This window comes from Vibrio sp. WZ-1, assembly GCF_052037695.1.
Classification (GTDB): Bacteria; Pseudomonadota; Gammaproteobacteria; order Enterobacterales; family Vibrionaceae; genus Vibrio.
This window is the reverse complement of sequence record NZ_JBQEQR010000051.1, coordinates 1-21,421: the sequence shown is the minus strand read 5'-3', so window position 1 is coordinate 21,421 and position 21,421 is coordinate 1. Positions and strand designations below refer to the sequence as shown.

Sequence of the window (21,421 nt, the reverse complement as noted above, 5' to 3'; positions counted from 1 at the left end):
TTTATTTACCTTCATATTCAACCACTATGCTGCTGCATAGCTTTCATGATCATCAAGTATACTTTTGATCGTTTCCGCCAGAGTCTCGAAGCGGCTACGCAGCGGAGAACCGGGGCGATAAACCAATACAATGCTACGTGATGGTGTTGGGTTTATCGCAGGAACATAACACACTCCGTCCTTCTTCTTTTCATTCGGTACAGACAGTTGTGGTAATAGCGTAATTCCTGCTCCTGCAGCAACCATATTACGCAAGGTTTCTAGGCTAGTGGCTTTAAAGCGCTCATCGTCTTTTGCTCCTGCAGCAAAACAAAAGCCCAACGCTTGGTCTCGCAAACAGTGCCCATCCCCCAGAGATAAGACCGTCTTACCATTTAGATCTAACATCTCAATATGATCTAGGCTTGCCCATTCATGGTCGCAAGGTACCGCCACACTTAATGGTTCGTTGTAGACTTCAATCTCTTTAAACGGTGCGGTTTCATCAACAGAGGCTAAAACAAGGCAGTCTAACTTACCCTCTTCTAACTGACGGACTAACTGATGTGTTTGAGCTTCATGCAAGAAAAGTTCTAACTCAGGAAACTCTTCTTTGAGGTGTGGGACGATTTTAGGTAAAAGATAAGGCCCAACGGTTGGGATAAAACCGATGTGCATAGGACCAGTCATAGCACCGCTTTGACCACTCGCCATATCTTTAAAGGTTTTCACCTCGCTTAAGATACGTTTTGCTTGTTCCACCAGCTGCAAACCAGAATCAGTAAACAGCACACGACGGCTACTTCTTTCTAGCAATGCTGCGCCCAATTCATCTTCCAACTTACGAATCTGGCCGCTTAACGTTGGCTGACTAACAAAGCAGGCTTCCGCTGCTTTCCGAAAATGCTTGTGCTCCGCAAGCGCCACCAAGTACTCAAAATCTCGAATATTCATACGTACGATTCGCTTCTTGTTTAGCGATAGAAATAATCTATCAAAACCATAGCATTAAACGATTAGAGCTATCAAAGTTTTTTTTCAATAATGAGCTCAACAAAACGAAACTGAGCGACAAATAACGCTAAGCTCGAAAACGAATTATTTCATAGATTTAAAAAGGAAATCATCATGTTTGCATCAAAAGAAGGTCAAGCTGTACCACAAGTTACTTTTCCTACTCGTAAAGGTGACGCATGGGTGAACGTAACCACGGATGAGCTGTTTAAAGACAGAACGGTTATCGTATTCAGCTTGCCGGGTGCGTTTACTCCGACGTGTTCATCAAGCCACCTACCGCGTTACAACGAATTGTTCTCGGTATTTAAAGAGCATGGTGTGGATGAAATTCTATGTGTATCAGTCAACGATACGTTTGTAATGAACGCATGGAAAGCTGACCAAGAAGCAGAAAACATCACTTTCATTCCTGATGGTAACGGCGAGTTTACTGATGGTATGGGTATGCTGGTGGACAAAAACGACATCGGCTTCGGCAAGCGTTCATGGCGTTACAGCATGCTAGTGAAAAACGGCGTGGTTGAGAAAATGTTCATCGAACCAAACGAGCCTGGCGACCCGTTCAAAGTATCTGATGCAGACACTATGATGAACTATGTTGCACCTGAATACAAAACTCAAGAATCGATCACTGTATTCACTAAACCAGGCTGTCCTTTCTGCATGAAAGCGAAGCAAAATCTGATTGACCACGATCTTCAATATGAAGAAGTGATTTTGGGTAAAGATGCAACAACAGTCAGCCTACGTGCAATCTCTGGTCGCACGACGGTTCCTCAAGTCTTCATCGGTGGTAAACACATCGGCGGTAGCGAAGAACTAGAAGCTTACCTTGGTTAATAATTTGCCTAACGGGCTTGGGTTGGCAATTTAGCTGTCCAGAACTCAGCCCTCGGCCTCTCGGTGCATCCCTCGCCCGGGAGGCCATCCCCCAGTAAACAGAAAGCCTCGTAATATACGAGGCTTTCTTCTTCCAACTTTATCAATTCAAAAATCAATAGAGTGGCGGTTATGCAGCCATCATTGCATAACGGCTTACAAGCACAATAGCAGCAAACCCAATGGTGAAGAAACCACCAGCAAGGCCTAGTGCTACTTTAAGTTCTGTCGACATTATAATTTTCCTATTCTCAGGCTGACATTGAATCATACGTCAATTGCGTGCTACAAATTTCCCACCAAGCTAACTTTCCATTTTTGGTTAGATACGTTTGACGTGAAAAAGGCGACAAAGACATGTTCGCGCTTGAGTTAGGGTTATAATCAGAACAAATAGTTAGTGTGGATAGAACAATGACTTGTCAAAGTTGCCAAGAACATTGGTTTTGGAAAAAGATTGGGCGCTGCCGACGATGCATGGATCAACTGACCGTGCTTTCGGTTTTATGCTGGATTGTGTGGTGGTTTGCGTTTAAGGATGATCCACAGAGTATTGAATCGATCGCACTGATTTTTGCAGGTTTTGCATTTAACGGCTTGTTGTTTTTACACCTTTGGATGCGCTTCGTCATTCTGCCGTGGCAACGCCGCCGCGGGAAACAAAACAAAGATGATCATCCCTAGAATGACAGATAGAAAAAAGCCCCAAAACCAATATCGGTTTTGGGGCTCTCTTAGATTCTTCTAAGAAAAAGCAGTGGTACTTTAATAGACCCGGCTTCCTCTTAAAGGTTCCCAATTTTTTTCCTATTTTTTCAGTCTTTTCTAAAATACTAATATAATCATTAGTCTAGGCTACATTACTTTTCTGGATCAGTTGCTCAAACAAGTTGATCTCTAGCGCAACCTCATCACATGCATGCTGACGTGGGCACTGATCGCAGTCTTTCAGTACTTTCTCAGGCAACAATGATTTGGATGTTGGCACGAAACTTTGCTTCATAAAGAACTCTGGGGTACGTGTTAGCACAAAGACTTTCTTAATTGCCATCTGACGTGCTTTATCAACTAGGTAGTTCACAATTGCACTGCCCTGTCCCTGCCCTTGCCAACCAGCTTCAATACCTAACGAGCGAACCTCTGCAAGACCAGAATCGTACACGTACAGAGAAGCGCAACCTGTGACCTCTCCATGGTGCTCCGCTACCGCGAACGAACCAATATCACGCACCAGTTCATTGCGAGAGCGTGGTAGGTTCTCACCCATATTAGCCCAGTATGCCACCATGCCTTCCAGTGTTTCGATATCTGTTAGACGAGCAGGACGTACTTTCACCGCAGAGGTATCACGTTGAGAAAGACGCTTATCAGCTTGCTCAACCGCGTAAGCCACTTGCTGAAGTGCAACACCGCCAAGCGCACAACGCTTCTCTAGACACGAGTCAATGGTTAAGATGTCATATACATCTGCCTCAATTACTTCCGAGAAGGATTTCAATTCTTCAATCGACAACTCTTCTAACGCGCAGCCTTTAGCAATTGCGCCGACCACAGCAACACCGACGATATGGTGCGCTTCTCGGAACGGGATGCCTTTCGCCACTAGATAATCTGCCAATTCAGTAGAGTTTGCGTAACCTTGTTTCGCTGCTTCTAGTGTACGCTCACCGTTAACCTTAATACCATCAAAGCACAGTGCCGCCATTTCCATGCAATCGTTCCATGTATCAAGCGCATCGAACAGACCTTCTTTGTCTTCTTGCATGTCTTTGTTGTAAGCCAATGGCAGGGCTTTTACTGTCATCATCATGCCTGCCAGCGCACCGTATACACGCCCAGTTTTACCACGGATAAGCTCTAGTGCATCTGGGTTTTTCTTCTGCGGCATCAGAGAAGAGCCGGACGTCACCGTATCAGCCAATTCAATAAAGTTAGACTCGCCTGAGTTGTAGAAGATCATATCTTCAGCCAAACGTGATAGGTGTAACATCGAAATCGACGCGACTGACATTAGTTCCATCACATGATCTCGGTCAGAAACTGAATCCAGCGAGTTACGTGTTGCACGGTGAAAACCAAGGCTATGCGCAAGTTCTTCACGATCGACTGGGTATGCGGTACCTGCAAGCGCACCTGAGCCAAGTGGGCAAGTATCCAAACGCATGAGTGCATCACTTAAACGTGAGTAATCACGCTCAAACATTTCAACATAAGCTAGACACCAGTGAGCAAATGTCACAGGCTGAGCACGTTGTAAGTGGGTATAACCTGGCAGCACCGTATCTTGGTGTTGCTTAGCGACATCGACCATTTGTGTTTGCAGGCGGTCTAGCGCAATCAGTAATTGTTGGCCTTGCTGACGACACCAAAGCTTAAGGTCAGTCGCGACTTGGTCATTACGAGAACGTCCTGTGTGTAGTTTCTTGCCTAGGTCGCCGACCTTGTTGATCAGTTGCTGCTCGACCCAAGAGTGGATATCTTCCGCATCTGAGCGCAGGATTTGGTGTGGGTCTTCCATCACTTCAAGCTTGAGTTCATTCAGTGCCAACTCAAGCTTTTGTTGTTCTTCTGCAGATAACACGTCAACAGAAAGCAATGCTTTAGACCACGCAATTGAGCCTACGATATCTTGCTCAGCCAATCGGTAATCGAAACGCAATGAATCGTTGAAGTCTTTAAATCTGGTGTCTGCCGCTTGGGTAAATCTTCCGCCCCATAATGCCATTGCGTCTCTCCTGATGACTATTGCTTACGCTAACGTGTTCTTCATTAAGTGTTGACCAAATCGATGGTCATTTGCTCACTTTTTCTTATGCCTCAACGTTACGATAATCGCAGATAAAAATAAAGTAGAAATTCAATATTTTTACATATTTATTCATGGTTATTTTATCTTTATGCCAATGAGGTCAGCAAAAACGAAAAAGACCCGCCAATATTGGCAGGTCTCTTATCTTATAAGGCATTAAATTGGCTTATTTTTTCTGGCTGTTCAACGCACGAATACGGCTTGATAGCGAGTAAAGGCGGATAAAGCCTTCAGCATGGCTTTGGTCATAAACTTCATCTTCACCAAAAGTAGCGAACTCTTCAGAGTACAAACTGTTATCTGAACGTTTTTGCGTCACTGTTGCGTGGCCTTTGTAAAGCTTCACAACCACTTCACCGTTGACGTCTTGAGCTAGCTCTTCTGACGCAGCTAAGATCGACTTACATAGTGGCGTAAACCAACGACCATCGTACACAAGGTGGGATGCTTTTAGGCCAAGTTCTTCACGAAACTCAAATGAGGCTTTGTCCAGCACCAGTTGCTCTACGGCACGCAGCGCTTCCATCATAATCGTGCCGCCAGGAGTTTCGTAACAACCACGTGATTTCATACCTACTAGACGGTTTTCTACGATATCGATACGACCAACACCGTGCTTCGCACCTTTTTCGTTTAGGTAAACCAATGCGTTGTATGGTGTCATTGCTTCACCGTCCACCTCAACAACTTCACCTTTCGCTACTTTCAGCGTCACGGTTTCAGCTTCATTCGGTGCTTGCTCTGGATCGACAGTCCAAGCCCAACAATCTTCATTTGGCGCATTCCATGTATCTTCTAGAACGCCACCTTCAGTAGAAATGTGCCATGCGTTCGCATCACGCGAGTAGATCTTAGTAAGAGAAGCCGTACAAGGGATATTACGCTCTGCTAGGTAATCCAGACATTCTTCACGGCTCACTAGATCCCACTCACGCCAAGGGGCAATAACATGCAGATCTGGTGCTAGCGCTGCAAATGCGCCTTCAAAACGTACTTGGTCGTTACCTTTACCTGTACAGCCATGACACAGTGCGTCTGCGCCAACTTTACGTGCGACTTCAACCTGCGCTTTGGCAATAATTGGACGCGCCATTGATGTACCTAGTAGGTATTTACCTTCGTAGTAAGCTCCCGTTTTTAGCGTCGGGTAAATGTAATCGGCGACCATTTCTTCTTTCAGGTCAGCGATGTAGCACTCAGAAGCACCAGAAGCTTTTGCTTTTGCTTCAATGCCTTCTAGTTCTTCTGCACCTTGACCAACATCGGCAACGAAAGCCACTACTTCACAATCGTAGTTCTCTTTTAGCCACGGGATGATTACTGAAGTATCTAGACCGCCTGAGTATGCGACTACCACTTTATTTACGTTCACTTTGCTCATGTTTCTTCTCCAAACTTAACTGGCGCTGCTCTAGGCGGTCAGTGCCAACCACTTCCTAATGTTCAATTCTTTAACTGGTTTGCTTCTGCTTTATTGCGGCAGAAACTGCGTGCCAATACTTTCACCCGCAAATAGCTGGGTCAGTTTCTCTGGGTAACGCCATGTCGCAACTTCGATAGGACGACCAAGATCATTGGCGGCCTCCAAAGCGGCTTTGACTTTGACGATCATACCGTCGGTGATCACTTGCCCTTTGATCAATGCATCGGCTTCTTGCTCGGATAACGTCTTGATCAAGTGACCTTTGCCATCGAGTACGCCGCTCACATCAGATAGAAGCACTAACTCCGCATCCAATGCACCGGCCACTGCAACAGCAGCTTGATCCGCATTCACATTCATCATCTGACCTTGTTCAGTCAGACCAATTGAGCTGATGATCGGCAGTGCGCCTGCGTTTAACACCGCTTGTAATAGACTTGAATTACCCGGTGATGCTTTACCTACTGCGCCTAACTCTGGATCAAGTTCTTCAACATGACATAAACCACCGTCAGCGAGACTTAAACCCACCGCATTCAGGCCATCAGAAATTGCTTGGCCTTGCAGTATCTTGTTCGCGGTACCAGCAAGCGCGCCCGCAATCACAGTAATTTGATCGTAAGGTGTTACGCGTAGACCGTTTTTCTTTACGGTTTCAAGCTGAAGCTTTGCCATCAACTCATCAACTAGGTAGCCACCGCCATGAACGATGGCGATTTGTCGCTGTGCCGACTTTTGGTAAGCCGCAATTGCAGCAAACAGTTGGCTTAAGGTTTGAGTGCAAGATAGAGCTGCACCGCCGAGCTTAATGACTAAAGGAGCTTGATTGGTTTGCGTCATCGCATTTCCCTCTTTCAACGACTACAGCAACGCTGTCAGTTCTGGGTAACCGTAATGAATATTGAGACATTGCATCGCTTGACTCGATGCACCTTTAAGTAGGTTGTCGATCGCCGAAATCACAATGATGTGTTCGCCTTGTACCTTCCAGCCGATATCGCAGAAAGGCGTATTTTCAACATCCTGAATACGTGGAATACCATCACCTTTAAGACGAACCGCTGGTTTTCCTTGGTAAGCTTGTTCGAATGCTTGTGCCACTTGTGCTTCCGTCACACCTTGCGTCAACTTCATCGTGATAGTGGCAAGAATGCCGCGTTTGAAGTTGCCTAGGTGTGGCGTGAAAATCACATCGCAACCCAAGTGCTGAGCAATCTCTGGCTGATGACGATGGTTAAACACACCGTAAGGCTGCAGGCTCACTTCGCAGAAGCTATTAACCATAGAGGCTTTACGCCCAGCACCTGATACACCGCTGGTTGTGTTGATCACTGGCCATTGGTTTGTATCCAGTAATGCCTGTTCTAATAAAGGTTTGATTGCGAGCTGTGAAGCAGTTGGGTAACAACCTGCTACTGCAATCAAAGGAGTGGTTTTTATTGATTCTTGGTTCCACTCTGCTAAGCCGTATGCCGCTTTATCTAACCAGTTATTATGTTGATGCTCGAAACCATAAAAGGTGTCGTAGAAACCTTCGCTTTTCACACGAAATGCACCCGATAAATCGAATACCTGACATCCCGCCTCTAGGAAGATAGGAGCCAAGTCGTGGCTTACTTCATGTGCTGTCGCCAGAAAAACCACATCAGACACTTGAGCGATTTGCTTGGGGTCGGTCAGTGGTGAAACTGGCATATCAATCACACCCGCTAACTTGCCGTGCAATTGCGCAATATTCTTTCCTGCATCGACGCTATTGGCGGAAACGTATAAACCTGATAGCGTGAGTTCAGGGTGTTTGTTGACCATTAAAGCCAACTCTGCGCCGGTGTAGCCGCTGGCTCCGATAATCGTGGTTTTTAGCATTACATGACATCCATATACTTAAAGCTCAAAATGACTATTCATATTTAATTTTTGCTTTATTTTGATTTTTTATTCATTAAATATGATTTAATATGTGTTTTACATTTTTGTGCTCTGTCTGTCAATAGGAGAATTGAAGAATCCATGCAATTACCAAGTTTTCTAGAGGTCTATGAAGGACTGATCAGCACCTCTTCGATCAGCTCAACCGATCCAAGCTGGGATCAAGGCAATGCCAAAGTGATCGAGAAGCTAGCTTCTTGGTTTAAAGATCTTGGCTTCAGTGTTGAAGTGATCGAAGTGGAACCAGGCAAACACAATATGATCGCACGTATGGGCGAAGGTGAAGGCGGTCTACTTCTGGCAGGTCACAGCGATACCGTGCCATTTGATGAAGGACGCTGGAGTTTTGATCCTCATAAGCTGACCGAGAAAGACAACCGCTTTTACGGTTTGGGCACGGCGGATATGAAGGGCTTCTTTGCCTTTATTTATGAAGCAGTAAAGAACGTCGATTGGAGTAAGCAGACCAAGCCACTTTATGTATTGGCGACCTGTGATGAAGAAACCACTATGCTGGGTGCGCGTCATTTTACTGAGAATGCGCCTTTTAAGCCGGATTACTGCATCATTGGTGAACCCACCAGCCTAGTGCCGATTCGTGGTCACAAAGGACATGTGGCAAATGCCATTCGTGTAACTGGCAAATCCGGTCACTCATCGGATCCTGCGCTCGGCGTCAATGCCATTGAAATCATGCATGAAGTCATGTTTGCCATGATGCAACTGCGCGACAAGCTGGTGAAAGAGTATCACCATCCGGGTTTTGCCATTCCAAGCCCGACCCTAAACCTTGGCCATATCCATGGTGGCGACAGCGCAAACCGTATTTGCGGTTGCTGTGAACTGCATTATGACGTGCGACCTCTTCCAGGGATCAGTCTTGATGGTTTAGAGAACATGCTGCGTGGTGCATTAAAAGAAGTGGAAGCGAAATGGCCAGGGCGGTTAGAAATAATTCCACTGCACGAACCAATTCCAGGTTACGAGTGTCAACATGACCATCCATTTATCGGTGGTGTGGAAGAAATATGCCAAACCAGCTCAGAAACCGTCAACTACTGCACCGAAGCGCCATTTCTTCAGCAATTGTGCCCCACCTTGGTTCTCGGCCCTGGTTCGATTGATCAAGCCCACCAGCCCGATGAGTTCCTTTCTTTCGACTTTATTGACCCGACCATTGATGTGCTATCACGTGCAATGGTGAAATATTGTTGCTAGGCGAATTTAGCATTTTCCTCACAATGCAGCTCGATTGAGCTGCATTTTGTTCTCTTTACCACTATTCTTCTAGCACGCTACATCCTTCTTTTTACAGCCGTTTTGTAATTAATTTTCACTTCTACTGAAAGAAGCTGGCCTAATTTTGCTCTAAATCAGGTGAGCAGCGGAATAATTGCAAACTTACTCTGCTTTATTTGACTAGAACTGGTGATTTTCGCTAGATTGGAGTCTTAACAAGGACAATGGATGTAGTTTTTTTACGAGGCAGGATGACAATGAACGAGAAATACGCCGCACTTAAAAGCAATGTGCGCATGTTGGGCCACCTTCTGGGCAACACAATTCGCGATGCCCATGGCGAAGAAATCTTCGAGAAAGTGGAAACCATTCGTAAATTATCCAAATCGGCTCAAGCTGGAAATAATGCTGACAGAGAAAGCTTAATTGAAGAAATTAAAAGCCTACCCGATGAGCAATTGACGCCAGTTACCCGAGCGTTCAACCAATTTCTAAACCTGACCAATATTGCTGAGCAATACCACACCATTTCACGCCACTGTGAAGAGCATATCTGCGAACCTGACGCAATTAACTCGCTGTTCTCAAAGCTGGTGCAAAATGATGTGAGTAAGCTAGACACGGCACAGGCGGTTCGCGACCTGAATATTGAGCTGGTTCTAACCGCGCACCCAACCGAAATCACTCGTCGCACCATGATCAATAAACTGGTTAAGATCAACGAGTGCCTATCTAAGCTAGAGTTGAGCGATCTCTCTTTCAAAGAGCGTAAGAAAACCGAACGTCGCCTTGAGCAACTTATCGTTCAAAGCTGGCACTCTGACGTCATTCGTCAGCAGCGTCCGACTCCGCTTGATGAAGCAAAATGGGGCTTTGCGGTAGTAGAAAACTCACTATGGGAAGCGGTACCTGACTTCCTACGTGAAATGAATGACCGCTTGAAGTCTTACCTAGGCGAAGGTCTACCAATTGATGCTCGCCCAGTGCACTTCTCATCTTGGATGGGTGGTGACCGTGACGGTAACCCATTTGTAACCCACAGCATAACTCGTGAAGTATTACTGCTGTCTCGTTGGAAGGCTGCTGACCTTTACCTCAACGACATCAACGAACTGATCAGTGAGCTGTCGATGACTGTTTGCAATGACAAAGTTCGCGAGCTTGCAGGTGACGATCAGCACGAACCATACCGTGCGATCTTAAAACAACTACGTTCACTACTGAACGAAACCAAAGATATTTTAGACGCGAAAGTCAACGGCCAGAAACTGGCAGTCAAAGCACCACTACAAAAAGTAGAGCAACTTTGGGAACCGCTTTACGCGTGTTACCAATCGCTCAACGAATGTGGCATGGGTGTGATCGCCAACGGCTCACTACTGGATACACTGCGCCGCGTTAAAGCATTTGGTATTCACCTGGTTCGCCTCGATATTCGCCAAGAAAGTACTCGCCACGCAGACGTTCTGTCTGAGCTAACGCGTTACCTAGGTATTGGTGACTACGAACAGTGGAGCGAACAAGACAAGGTTGCTTTCCTAACTAATGAACTTGCGTCTAAGCGCCCTCTTCTACCTCGTGACTGGGAACCATCAGAAGCAGTTAAAGAGGTTTTAGACACCTGTAAGATCGTTGCAGCGCAACCTCGTGAAGCATTTGGTGCTTATGTTATCTCAATGGCGCGTACCGCTTCTGACGTACTTGCCGTACATCTACTGCTGCAAGAAGCAGGTTGCCCTTACCGCATGGACGTGTGTCCTTTGTTTGAAACGCTAGATGATTTAAACAACGCGGAAGCTGTCATCAAACAGCTGATGGGCATTGACCTGTACCGTGGCTTTATCCAAAACCATCAAATGGTGATGATCGGCTACTCTGACTCTGCAAAAGATGCTGGTGTAATGTCTGCGGGCTGGGCTCAATACCATGCGATGGATTCACTGGTTAAAGTTGCAGAAGAAGAAGGCGTAGAACTGACTCTATTCCACGGTCGCGGCGGCACTATTGGTCGCGGTGGTGCGCCAGCGCATGCTGCGCTGCTGTCTCAGCCACCGAAGAGCCTGAAAGGCGGTCTGCGCGTAACAGAGCAAGGCGAGATGATTCGCTTTAAACTAGGTCTTCCAGACGTTGCAGTAAACAGCTTCAACCTGTACGCAAGTGCCATTCTGGAAGCGAACCTTCTGCCACCACCAGAGCCAAAGCAAGAATGGCGCGACCTAATGGATGTATTATCTGAAGTCAGCTGTGAAGCGTACCGTAGTGTCGTTCGTGGCGAACCTGATTTCGTCCCTTACTTCCGTCAAACGACGCCAGAACTAGAGCTAGGTAAACTACCACTTGGTTCACGCCCAGCAAAACGTAACCCGAACGGTGGCGTTGAAAGCTTACGCGCGATTCCATGGATCTTCTCTTGGAGTCAAAACCGTTTGGTACTGCCAGCGTGGCTAGGTGCTGGTGAAGCAATTCAATACTCGGTTGATAAAGGTCATCAGGCGTTGCTAGAAGAAATGTGTCGTGAATGGCCATTCTTCTCAACTCGCTTAGGTATGCTGGAGATGGTTTACACCAAGTGCAACATGGATATCTCTCGCTACTATGATCAACGCCTAGTTGAAAGTCAGCTACTACCATTGGGCGAGCGTTTACGTGAGCAACTTCAGAAAGACATCAAGTCAGTGCTGAACGTAGAGAACAACGAGAACCTGATGCAAAGCGACCCATGGGGGCTTGAATCCATCCGTCTACGTAACATCTACGTAGAGCCATTGAACATGCTTCAAGCTGAGTTGCTATACCGTACTCGCCAAACAGAGGAATCCTCAGCCAACCTCGAGGAAGCGCTGATGGTGACGATTGCTGGTATTGCAGCAGGTATGCGTAACACTGGTTAATCTAGACTGAGCATAACCAAAGGCTGAGAACAATCTCAGCCTTTACTTCCCCTCTGTAACCACCTTCCATCTTCGAACAAGAAATAACCAGCAAATAACTCCAAAAACAAAACAAAAAGTCCCACGCCAACAACACAAAACACTACCAAAAAACACTATTGAGTATTTTATTAGTTTTTTTGGGTAATTTTGTCCTAGTATTCCACTTCATGCTTATTATTTATATACTACTTGCCTGCTGGAAGCTCACAAGTCCAATCAAATAGGCTCCAGCTAGATGGACACACCCATCACTCTAGGTGATAAACGGCTTTAAGGTGACAGGACCAACATTGTTGGTGCTATCTACACATTAAAAAACTCAAGCGTCATTAAGAACGCAACTGAAAGTGTAGATAGCTTGTTTACAAGTTTATTGACCATTTGGATTGAAGACATGTCATTACCACACGTAATCTTAACTGTACTTAGCACTCGCGACGCTACCGGTTACGACATCACTAAAGAATTCTCAGCTAGCATCGGTTACTTCTGGAAAGCAAGCCACCAACAAGTTTACCGTGAACTTAATAAAATGGCTGAGAAAGAACTGGTTACTTGCGTATTAGAACCTCAAGAAGGCAAACCAGACCGTAAGGTTTACTCAATTACTGACGCTGGCCGCAGCGCACTGGGTGAGTGGTTCGATCAACCGACCGCACATCCAACGGTACGTGATGAGTTCTCTGCGAAACTGATCGCTTGCGCAGTACAACCAGCAGCACCGTTCCGTGATCAACTGTCTGAACTAGTAGAAGAGTCTCGTAAGTTGGTTTCTCATTACAAAGAAATCGAAGCGGCGTACTACGCAACACCATCAACGCTAGACAAGCAAGCGCGTCTAGAGCGTTTAACGCTTCGCCGCAACCTAATGCTACGTGAAGCTTGGATTAACTGGGCAGAAGAAGTACTAACAGAACTTGAAGTGATCGGCTAATTCGTCACTTTAAATGAAACGAAAAAGGCTTGCCGATGGGCAAGCCTTTTGTCTATCTAGGGGGAAGTATCTTAAGCACCGACAGCAACTTGTGGACGAACACCTAGAGTGTGGCATAGCGCATAGGTCATTTCCGCACGATTCAGGGTGTAAAAGTGGAAATCTTTCACACCTTCACGGCTTAGTACACGCACCATATCAATCGCTTGGCTTGCACCGACTAGCTGACGCGTTACTGGATCATCATCCAGTCCTTCAAACTGCTTACTCATCCAGCCCGGTACTTTCACATTGTTCTGCGCTGCAAAGCGAGAAGCTTGTTTGAAGTTCGAAACAGGTAAGATACCCGGAACGATCTCTACATCAATACCGGCCGCAACACAGCGGTCACGGAAACGCAGATAAGACTCCACATCAAAAAAGAACTGAGTGATAGCACGGTTAGCACCTGCGTCCACTTTACGCTTTAGGTTAAGCAGATCTGATTGCGCGCTTTTCGCTTCTGGATGCACTTCTGGGAATGCCGCCACTGAGATATCGAAATCATGACGTGATTTAAGCAACTCAACCAAATCTGATGCGTACATATCTGGAGCACCGCCACCCGGAGGAATATCACCACGCAATGCAACAATGTTCTTGATACCATTATTCCAGTAATCATCAGCAATGTTGATCAGTTCATCACGAGTTGCATCAATACAGGTTAGGTGCGGGGCAGCAACAAGGCCCGTAGCCGCTTTGATTTCTTTAATGATGGAATGGGTTCTGTCACGCTCGCCTGAGTTTGCACCATAAGTAACAGAAACAAATTTTGGTTGAAGAGTTTTAAGGCGGTGCACAGAGTTCCACAACGTTTCTTCCATCTTTTCACTGCTTGGTGGAAAAAACTCAAATGAGACGTTGATATTGTCTGATAGTTCAGCGATATTCTGGTTTAAGGCATCGATGTGCCCTGCATGCGTGTATCCCATCTTACTCTCCCTGTGGTAACTCCACCACGAAATCAAAATTCCTCAAATCGACGTTTAGACGTCTATATGTCTACAGGATGTATTGAATACGATTTAATGTCAACCTTGTGATTATGAATTTTTCTCAAGTTCATAATGAGGATAGTTCAAGTTGCTTGGCGGCTTATCCTTAGCCTCGCTTTCCGATTCAGTATGGCATTATCCAAATAATAAAAAACCCCGGAAACGGTCCGAGGTTTTTTTTGTTGTCGTTCGCAAAAATTGGTTTGGTCAGATTAGAACAAGCCCGCTAAACGATTAAGGTCTGATTGAATCGCACCGGCTGTCACTTCACGTCCCGCACCAGGGCCACGAATTACTAATGGATTGTCTTTGTACCATTTGCTTTCAATGGCGAAAATGTTGTCACACGGTAGCAAGTTCGCTAATGCGTGCTCACGTGATAACGCTTCAACACCTACCGTTGCTTTGCCATTACGTTCTAAGCGCGCAACATAACGCAACACTTGATCGTTTTTTTGTGCCTTGCCCAGACGCTCTTGCAAAATCTCACTTAGGATATCGCCTTGGTCAAAGAACGCATCTAGGCTCAAATCTCGCAACTCTTCCGGTACAAGCGACTCCACTTTTACGCTTTCTGGTTCAATATCCAAACCAGATTCTCGGGCTAAGATGACCAACTTACGCATCACATCAGAACCATCAAGGTCAGAACGAGGGTCAGGCTCGGTCAAACCCTGTTGCCATGCCAAATCAACCAGCTCAGTGAACGCTACAGAGCCATCAAACTGCTGGAATAACCAAGATAGCGTACCGGAGAAGATGCCCGATAGCGCGACGATATCATCACCACTTTCGCGCAGATCTCGAACGGTATGATTGATTGGCAGACCAGCACCAACTGTCGCGTTGTACAACCAATGGCGGCCAATTTTAGCAAAGGCGTCTTGTACTTGATGGTAGTACTGACTGTCCGCAGAACCCGCAACTTTATTGGCCGAGATAAGATGGATGCCTTGTTGCGCTATGTCGACATAACGCGTCGCTAGCTCCTTGCTAGCAGTGACATCAAGTACCACTGCTTCATCAAAGTTTTGTATCGCGCCGAGCTTAGTCAACCAGTTGCCATCATTCTCAGTACTTTCATCATCAAAACGCTGGGCAACCGTCGCTGCATCAATGCCACTTTCGTCGAACCAGTAAGTCTGGCTGTCGACTACCGCTACCAAGTCAAAGCTCATACCATGACGCTTTTCGAGCTCTTCTTTCTGCTCGGCAAACAGTGATAACCAACTTGAGCCGATATTGCCTTTGCCACATAACGCAACCGCTACGCGCTTCTGCGCCTGAAATAGTTGGCTATGAATACTCTGTACTAACTCTTCAACTTCTGCACGGCGTAATACTGCGACTAAGCTCAAGCCAGATTCCGCCTCTGAAATAAACTCTACCGGAGCGTGTTTCAATTGCTGGTAGAAGCCAAAACAGTGGTTAGCATTTTTCGTCACACCAGCACCGACGGCAGCCAATAGTGAGTAGCCTTCTTTAAGTTTGATTTCCGCTTCAACCGCTAACTCTTGCAAGTAAGTTAGGGCTCCGCCAGCAATCTCTGCGGTGTAGGCTAAACGCAACGTTTGCTGATCTTCTTGCGCCTCAAACGCTAAAGGCTCCAGTTGAGCACGCTTTAAGGCTTGCAGCACTTCTTTCTGTGCACGCTCAAAATCATGACCGTGAATAAAGGACAGTTGTACCAATAGCACTTCATCAAGAGAGGTAATGATCTTTGCGCCGCGACCGGATGCCAATACGCGTTCAATTCGTGTTGAGCCAGACTCTGGCTGATAGCTACATTTGAGGTTCAAATCCATGGTACTTTGAGCTACAGGCTGAAGCGTACGACTGTGCAGCACTGGCGCAGCCAGACGCGCAAGTTCACTCGCCTCATCTAAACGCAGCAGTGGCAGCAAACAAGCATCCGATACCAAGCGTGGGTCTGCACTGTAAACGCCTGCAACATCACTCCAAATAGTTACCGTGTTTACTTCTGCCAACGCACCAATCACGGTAGCAGAGTAGTCAGAACCGTTTCGACCTAATAGAACCGTTTCACCCGCCTCATTTTGCGCCATAAAGCCTGTAATGATCACACGCTTGTGGTTATGTTGAGCCAACGATTCTTTGATCAATGCGTAAGAACGCGCACGGTCGACTTCTGGCTGCGTTCCAACCTCTGCACGCAGAAAAGCACGTGAGTCTTGAGCGACTGCTGGCAGATCCTGTTGTGACAACAGCGCAGCAAGTAAACGAGAAGACCATACTTCGCCATGACCAAGTACTGCCGCTTTTTGTGTTTCCGTAAGTGGCGCGGTTAACTCAGCTAAGGTACTGAATTCATCTTGAAGAGAGGCAAGCAGTTGTGTCTGTGCTTCACCTTGTAGCAAGGCTTCTACCAGTTCAGCTTGAAACTGTCGTAAGCTTTGTAGAGCTTCATGGGCAATGCGACCATCTTTATCCAGCCCTTCCAAAAACTCGATCAAGCGATTAGTCGTCTTCCCTGCAGCTGATACCACCACCAAATCATTTTCTGCTGAATACTCTTTAAGAATACTCACCACACGCTGGTAGCATTCAGGGTTCGCTAAGCTGCTGCCGCCAAATTTATGCAGTTGACGTTGTACACTCATGACTTTCTTTCTCCCAATTACTGTGCTGCTTTCGCGAATGCTTGCTCAAGATCGGCAATCAGATCTTGCGCATCTTCAAGACCAACAGATAAACGCAGTAACTGTTGAGAAACGCCAGCTTCAGCCAGTGCTTCCTCGCCCATCGCACGATGTGTCATTGAGGCTGGATGACAAATCAAGCTTTCTACCCCACCTAGCGATTCAGCAAGAGAAAATAATTCGAGCGCTTTTACAAATACTTTTAGTTGTTCAAACGAGCCTGCAAATTCAAAGCTCAACATTGAGCCAAAGCCCGACTGTTGTTTTTTCGCGATGTCATGACCGGGGTGTTCTGGCAAGCTTGGGTGGTAAATCTTCGCCACTAAAGATTGCGTCTGTAGATACGTCAGTACTTGTTGAGAACTCTCTTCGTGAACTCGCATTCGCGCACCCAACGTGCGAATTCCTCGGAGAGTCATGTAACTGTCGAATGGCGTACCCGTAGCACCAATACAGTTACCCCACCAGGCTAGTTCTTCAGCATGCTCTTCGCTCTTAGTGATCACCACACCACCAATTACGTCAGAGTGACCATTAATGTATTTCGTCGTTGAATGGATAACAAAATCCGCCCCTAGATCCAAAGGCTTTTGGTATACAGGAGTCAAAAAGGTATTGTCCACTGCGACTAATGCGCCTACTTGTTTCGCTTTTTCACACACTGCAGCAATATCGACCACGCGAACAAGCGGGTTTGACGGTGTTTCTAGCAAGATAAGCTTTGGCTTTTTCGCAATTGCAGCATCAAGAGCTTGCTGATCCGATTGGTCGACAAACTGAACGTTAAAGTCGCCTTTGTTTGCTCGAGTATTAAAGAGACGATACGTACCACCGTAGCAATCGTGAGGAGCCACGATCAAGTCATCAGGACCAAGAAACGCCGATACCCAAAGGTTTAATGCCGACGTACCGCAGTTAGTGACAACCGCGCCTTTGCCTGATTCAAGCTCATACAACGCTTGCTCCAGCAGACCTCGGTTAGGGTTACCAGAACGGGTGTAATCGTACTGTGGAACCTCACCAAATGCAGGAAATCCATAGTTAGTAGAAAGGTAGATTGGTGGTACAACAGCGTGATATTGACTGTCTGACTCGATACCAGTGCGTACAGCAATGGTCGCAGGCTTGCGGGTGCTCATGGGTGTATCCTTTCACGGGTGGTGACATCTAAATGGGAATGCGCTATATCTAGCTTGTACTGCTCACTTGATTAATACTCTTCCCTGACAATTAACCTCACTTTACTTGTCTAAAAATAAGACGTCAACACTTCTAGACGTCTATATGTCTTTGCTTATGGCGGTAAATGCAGCTAAAATCAGCACCTATATTTATTTTTCTTAACTTATTACATTAATGAAGGTACGCAATGGCTGACTGGAATGGCGAATACATTAGCCCGTATGCTGAGCACGGTAAAAAAAGCGAACAAGTAAAAAAGATTACCGTCTCTATCCCGCTAAAAGTTTTAAAGGTGCTGACTGATGAGCGAACACGCCGTCAGATCAACAACTTACGCCATGCAACTAACAGTGAACTACTATGTGAAGCATTCTTACATGCTTACACAGGTCAACCACTGCCAACTGATGAAGACCTTCGTAAAGACCGCCCAGATGATATTCCAACAGAAGCAAAAGCGCTGATGACGGCAATGGGTATCGAATTCGAAGCGTTTGACGAAGAATAATTGCTTACAAATTCGTTAGCATGATGAAGCTGCGCCGGGGGTAGCTTCAGACCAAACTAAAAAAGGGACGCCATCGCGTCCCTTTTCTTTATCCGAAGATTCTACTCAGTAATTTACTCTGCCATGTAGTTATCTGGCATTTCAATGCGAGCAACACCAGAATCCAAAGCAGCTTGAGCAACAGCTTTAGCAACACGTGGTAATAGACGTGGATCCATTGGCTTTGGAATGATGTAGTCAGTGCCAAACTCTAGCTTATCAACACCTGCCGCCTTGAGTACCGCTTCAGGTACTGGCTCTTTCGCCAATTCACGAATCGCATCTACTGCTGCTAACTTCATTTCATCGTTGATTTCGCTTGCACGAACGTCCAACGCACCACGGAAAATGAATGGGAAACACAGTACATTGTTTACTTGGTTCGGGTAGTCACTACGACCAGTGCCCATGATCAAGTCATCACGTACTTCATGAGCCAGTTCCGGTTTGATTTCTGGATCTGGGTTAGAACATGCAAATACGACAGGCTTGTCTGCCATTAGCTTCAATGCTTCTGCAGGTAGCAAGTTTGGACCCGATACACCCAAGAACAGGTCTGCACCTTCAATTACATCTTCAAGCGTACGTTTATCTGTATTATTCGCGAATAACTGTTTGTATTCATTTAGATCGTCACGACGTGTATGGATCACCCCTTTACGATCCAGCATGTAGATCTTCTCGCGCATTGCGCCACATTTGATCAACAGCTCCATACATGCCACAGCCGCAGCACCAGCACCAAGACAAACGATAGTTGATTCTTCTAGCTTCTTACCTTGCAGCTCAATTGCATTCAGCATACCCGCAGCCGTTACGATTGCAGTACCGTGTTGGTCATCGTGGAATACTGGCACATCACAGCGTTCAATAAGACGCTTTTCAATCTCAAAACAATCTGGAGCTTTGATATCTTCTAAGTTGATACCACCGAATGTGTCAGCAATGTTCGCTACTGTATCGACAAATTCGTCGATCGTACGGTGTTTTACTTCGATATCAATTGAGTCTAGACCAGCAAAGCGTTTGAACAAAAGCGCTTTACCTTCCATTACCGGTTTAGACGCTAGCGGACCTAGGTTACCCAAACCAAGAATAGCAGTACCGTTAGAAATAACCGCGACCATGTTGCCTTTCGCCGTGTACTTATACACATTGTCTGCGTTCTGTGCGATTTCGCGTACAGGCTCTGCAACACCCGGACTGTATGCCAGTGCAAGATCATTGGCAGTCTCAGCAGGCTTAGTCAGCTCAACTGCAATTTTTCCTGGAGTTGGGTATGCATGGTAGTCCAATGCTTGTTGGCGGCGTTCTTCTTCTGCGGTGACTTCTTGGCGATTGTCTTCAGACATGGATCGTTTCTCTTTTGTTATTTTTCGGTAAGGGGGAATAAATTCTAAAGGATAGAAGTCAATCTTCATAGGTAAGATTGCGAGCTACATCCTTAAAAAGGCCGATACTAAAAGAGATTAGACCAGATATTAGTGAAGAGCACCTTGTTTACAGGTCAGGTGCTCTCTTAATCACTTGGTTAGAATGGGAAAACAGCGGAATATAATCTCATTCTTCATCCACGTACTGCGCTTGTAGGTAATTCTCGATACCAGACATCTCAATCAAGCCCAGTTGCGTCTCAAGCCAATCGACATGCTCTTCTTCGTCTTCAAGGATATCTTGGAAAAGATCGCGTGAAACATAATCACGAATATCTTCGGCATAAGCGATGGCATCTTTAAGATCAGGAATGGCCGCCATCTCAAGCTTCAAGTCACACTCAAGCATCTCTTTAGTCTCTTCACCAACCATCAACTTACCGAGATCTTGTAAGTTAGGCAGACCTTCTAAGAACAGAATACGCTCGATCAGGTGATCAGCGTGTTTCATTTCATCGATCGACTCGTGGTACTCCTTATCTGCGAGGTGCTTTAACCCCCAGTCTTTGTACATACGAGCATGCAGGAAATATTGATTGATAGCGATGAGCTCATTCCCGAGCACTTTATTGAGATGTTGGATTATGATTGGATCGCCTTTCATTACAAAGCCCTCCTTTTTGGCTTCATTTAAATGTAGAAGCAACTGAGAAGGTGTCAAAAAGGCTGAGCTAGTAGTTAGCTAGCTTGCTTTAGTGTTAAGTATTCTGTTTCCGCTAAAATTTCTTTAGCTTGCTTGATGCACTTGCCGCATTGGCTACCCAAAGCTGTACATCGCTTGATGCCTCTGATGTCAGCTATGCCTTCATCTATCACCAACTTCCTAATTTTCTTGTCAGAGACACCATGACAAAGACAAACGTACATACTCATAACCTTTAAATTTCATCTAGCAAAGGAATATAAACAAGAACCATTCTTGTTACTAGTTGTGATCGGGTGAATTACAGAATGTTTTGTTATATAGATTTGGACAGTTTAAGCAGTTTTCAGTGGCTTAGCGAAACACTAAAAAAAGCGGAAAATAGGAATGATGTAAGAGTATGTTTTCCAATGATAAAAAACATCACAAAAAAGAGTTGGCTTATAACCATATTGAAAAGAGAAATAGAAGATATAAAAAAGGGAAGCCTTAGCTTCCCTTTTTCTAGCGCTTTCTTCAAAAAGAAGAAGAGTGCAAGATTACGATTAATTCAGTAAGAATTAGTCGAAGATCTTAGCAACAACACCAGCACCTACAGTACGGCCACCTTCACGGATAGCGAAACGTAGACCTTCGTCCATAGCGATAGGAGCGATTAGCTCAACTTGCATTTGGATGTTGTCGCCTGGCATTACCATTTCTACGCCTTCTGGTAGAGAGATGTCACCAGTTACGTCAGTTGTACGGAAGTAGAACTGTGGACGGTAGCCTTTGAAG

At 45.8% G+C, this 21,421-nt stretch carries 17 protein-coding genes and 1 pseudogene; 6 read left to right on the top strand and 12 right to left on the bottom strand.

Going from position 1 to position 21,421, the window contains the following annotated elements; translation table 11 throughout:
• Window positions 1-24: 24 nt before the first annotated feature.
• Complete coding sequence (oxyR, locus tag ACTS60_RS03450) at window positions 25-933, bottom strand: DNA-binding transcriptional regulator OxyR (RefSeq protein WP_440887142.1); 909 nt, start codon at window positions 931-933, stop codon at window positions 25-27.
• Between the two features lie 174 nt (window positions 934-1,107).
• Between oxyR and ACTS60_RS03445 the strand changes: the two genes are divergently transcribed.
• Together ACTS60_RS03445 and ACTS60_RS03440 are read left to right on the top strand one after the other, a co-directional pair.
• Window positions 1,108-1,836, top strand: coding sequence for a redoxin family protein (locus tag ACTS60_RS03445; protein ID WP_010443933.1), 729 nt, complete (start codon window positions 1,108-1,110; stop codon window positions 1,834-1,836).
• Window positions 1,837-2,289: 453 nt separating this feature from the next.
• Complete coding sequence (locus ACTS60_RS03440) at window positions 2,290-2,559, top strand: DUF3624 domain-containing protein (protein WP_440887141.1); 270 nt, start codon at window positions 2,290-2,292, stop codon at window positions 2,557-2,559.
• Window positions 2,560-2,725: 166 nt separating this feature from the next.
• Here the strand turns inward: ACTS60_RS03440 and argH are convergent, their stop codons facing one another.
• From argH to argC, 4 genes are all read right to left on the bottom strand, one after another.
• Entirely contained in the window at window positions 2,726-4,600 is a 1,875-nt protein-coding gene (gene argH / locus ACTS60_RS03435) for an argininosuccinate lyase (RefSeq protein ID WP_440887140.1), read from the bottom strand.
• A 250-nt stretch (window positions 4,601-4,850) separates the two neighbouring features.
• Window positions 4,851-6,065, bottom strand: a complete 1,215-nt coding sequence (locus ACTS60_RS03430; RefSeq protein ID WP_009705512.1) for an argininosuccinate synthase — start codon at window positions 6,063-6,065, stop codon at window positions 4,851-4,853.
• Window positions 6,066-6,155: 90 nt separating this feature from the next.
• The gene (gene argB / locus ACTS60_RS03425) at window positions 6,156-6,947 is read right to left on the bottom strand and encodes an acetylglutamate kinase (protein ID WP_440887139.1); all 792 of its coding nucleotides are present in this window, start codon (window positions 6,945-6,947) and stop codon (window positions 6,156-6,158) included.
• Between the two features lie 21 nt (window positions 6,948-6,968).
• Window positions 6,969-7,973: an N-acetyl-gamma-glutamyl-phosphate reductase gene (argC, locus tag ACTS60_RS03420; RefSeq protein WP_440887138.1), complete on the bottom strand. Its 1,005-nt coding sequence runs from the start codon at window positions 7,971-7,973 to the stop codon at window positions 6,969-6,971.
• 144 nt (window positions 7,974-8,117) lie between these two features.
• On the opposite strand from argC, the gene argE reads away from it, so the two are divergent.
• The 3 genes from argE to ACTS60_RS03405 all read left to right on the top strand — a co-directional run bounded on the left by argE (window position 8,118) and on the right by ACTS60_RS03405 (window position 13,142).
• A complete protein-coding gene (argE, locus tag ACTS60_RS03415) occupies window positions 8,118-9,254 on the top strand; it encodes an acetylornithine deacetylase (protein ID WP_440887137.1) in 1,137 nt (378 codons plus the stop codon).
• A 278-nt stretch (window positions 9,255-9,532) separates the two neighbouring features.
• Window positions 9,533-12,166 (top strand): phosphoenolpyruvate carboxylase, encoded by a 2,634-nt coding sequence (ppc, locus tag ACTS60_RS03410; RefSeq protein WP_440887163.1) that lies wholly within the window; start codon window positions 9,533-9,535, stop codon window positions 12,164-12,166.
• Window positions 12,167-12,602: 436 nt separating this feature from the next.
• A complete protein-coding gene (locus tag ACTS60_RS03405; protein WP_010443942.1) occupies window positions 12,603-13,142 on the top strand; it encodes a PadR family transcriptional regulator in 540 nt (179 codons plus the stop codon).
• Between the two features lie 71 nt (window positions 13,143-13,213).
• Here the strand turns inward: ACTS60_RS03405 and metF are convergent, their stop codons facing one another.
• The 3 genes from metF to ACTS60_RS03390 form a co-directional block, all read right to left on the bottom strand.
• Window positions 13,214-14,116, bottom strand: coding sequence for a methylenetetrahydrofolate reductase (gene metF / locus ACTS60_RS03400; protein WP_440887136.1), 903 nt, complete (start codon window positions 14,114-14,116; stop codon window positions 13,214-13,216).
• 275 nt (window positions 14,117-14,391) lie between these two features.
• Window positions 14,392-16,800, bottom strand: coding sequence for a bifunctional aspartate kinase/homoserine dehydrogenase II (locus ACTS60_RS03395; RefSeq protein WP_440887135.1), 2,409 nt, complete (start codon window positions 16,798-16,800; stop codon window positions 14,392-14,394).
• A gap of 17 nt (window positions 16,801-16,817) precedes the next feature.
• Complete coding sequence (locus ACTS60_RS03390; protein ID WP_440887134.1) at window positions 16,818-17,978, bottom strand: O-succinylhomoserine (thiol)-lyase; 1,161 nt, start codon at window positions 17,976-17,978, stop codon at window positions 16,818-16,820.
• Window positions 17,979-18,208: 230 nt separating this feature from the next.
• Between ACTS60_RS03390 and metJ the strand changes: the two genes are divergently transcribed.
• Window positions 18,209-18,529, top strand: a complete 321-nt coding sequence (metJ, locus tag ACTS60_RS03385) for a met regulon transcriptional regulator MetJ (protein WP_005432736.1) — start codon at window positions 18,209-18,211, stop codon at window positions 18,527-18,529.
• A 113-nt stretch (window positions 18,530-18,642) separates the two neighbouring features.
• Here metJ and ACTS60_RS03380 read toward each other — a convergent pair whose 3' ends face one another.
• The 4 genes and pseudogenes from ACTS60_RS03380 to ACTS60_RS03365 all read right to left on the bottom strand — a co-directional run.
• Complete coding sequence (locus ACTS60_RS03380; protein ID WP_440887133.1) at window positions 18,643-19,920, bottom strand: malic enzyme-like NAD(P)-binding protein; 1,278 nt, start codon at window positions 19,918-19,920, stop codon at window positions 18,643-18,645.
• A 208-nt stretch (window positions 19,921-20,128) separates the two neighbouring features.
• The gene (bfr, locus tag ACTS60_RS03375; RefSeq protein ID WP_440887132.1) at window positions 20,129-20,605 is read right to left on the bottom strand and encodes a bacterioferritin; all 477 of its coding nucleotides are present in this window, start codon (window positions 20,603-20,605) and stop codon (window positions 20,129-20,131) included.
• Window positions 20,606-20,679: 74 nt separating this feature from the next.
• Window positions 20,680-20,868, bottom strand: a complete 189-nt coding sequence (locus ACTS60_RS03370; protein WP_440887131.1) for a (2Fe-2S)-binding protein — start codon at window positions 20,866-20,868, stop codon at window positions 20,680-20,682.
• A 336-nt stretch (window positions 20,869-21,204) separates the two neighbouring features.
• Window positions 21,205-21,421 (bottom strand): annotated as a pseudogene (locus tag ACTS60_RS03365) (elongation factor Tu); the annotation flags it as partial.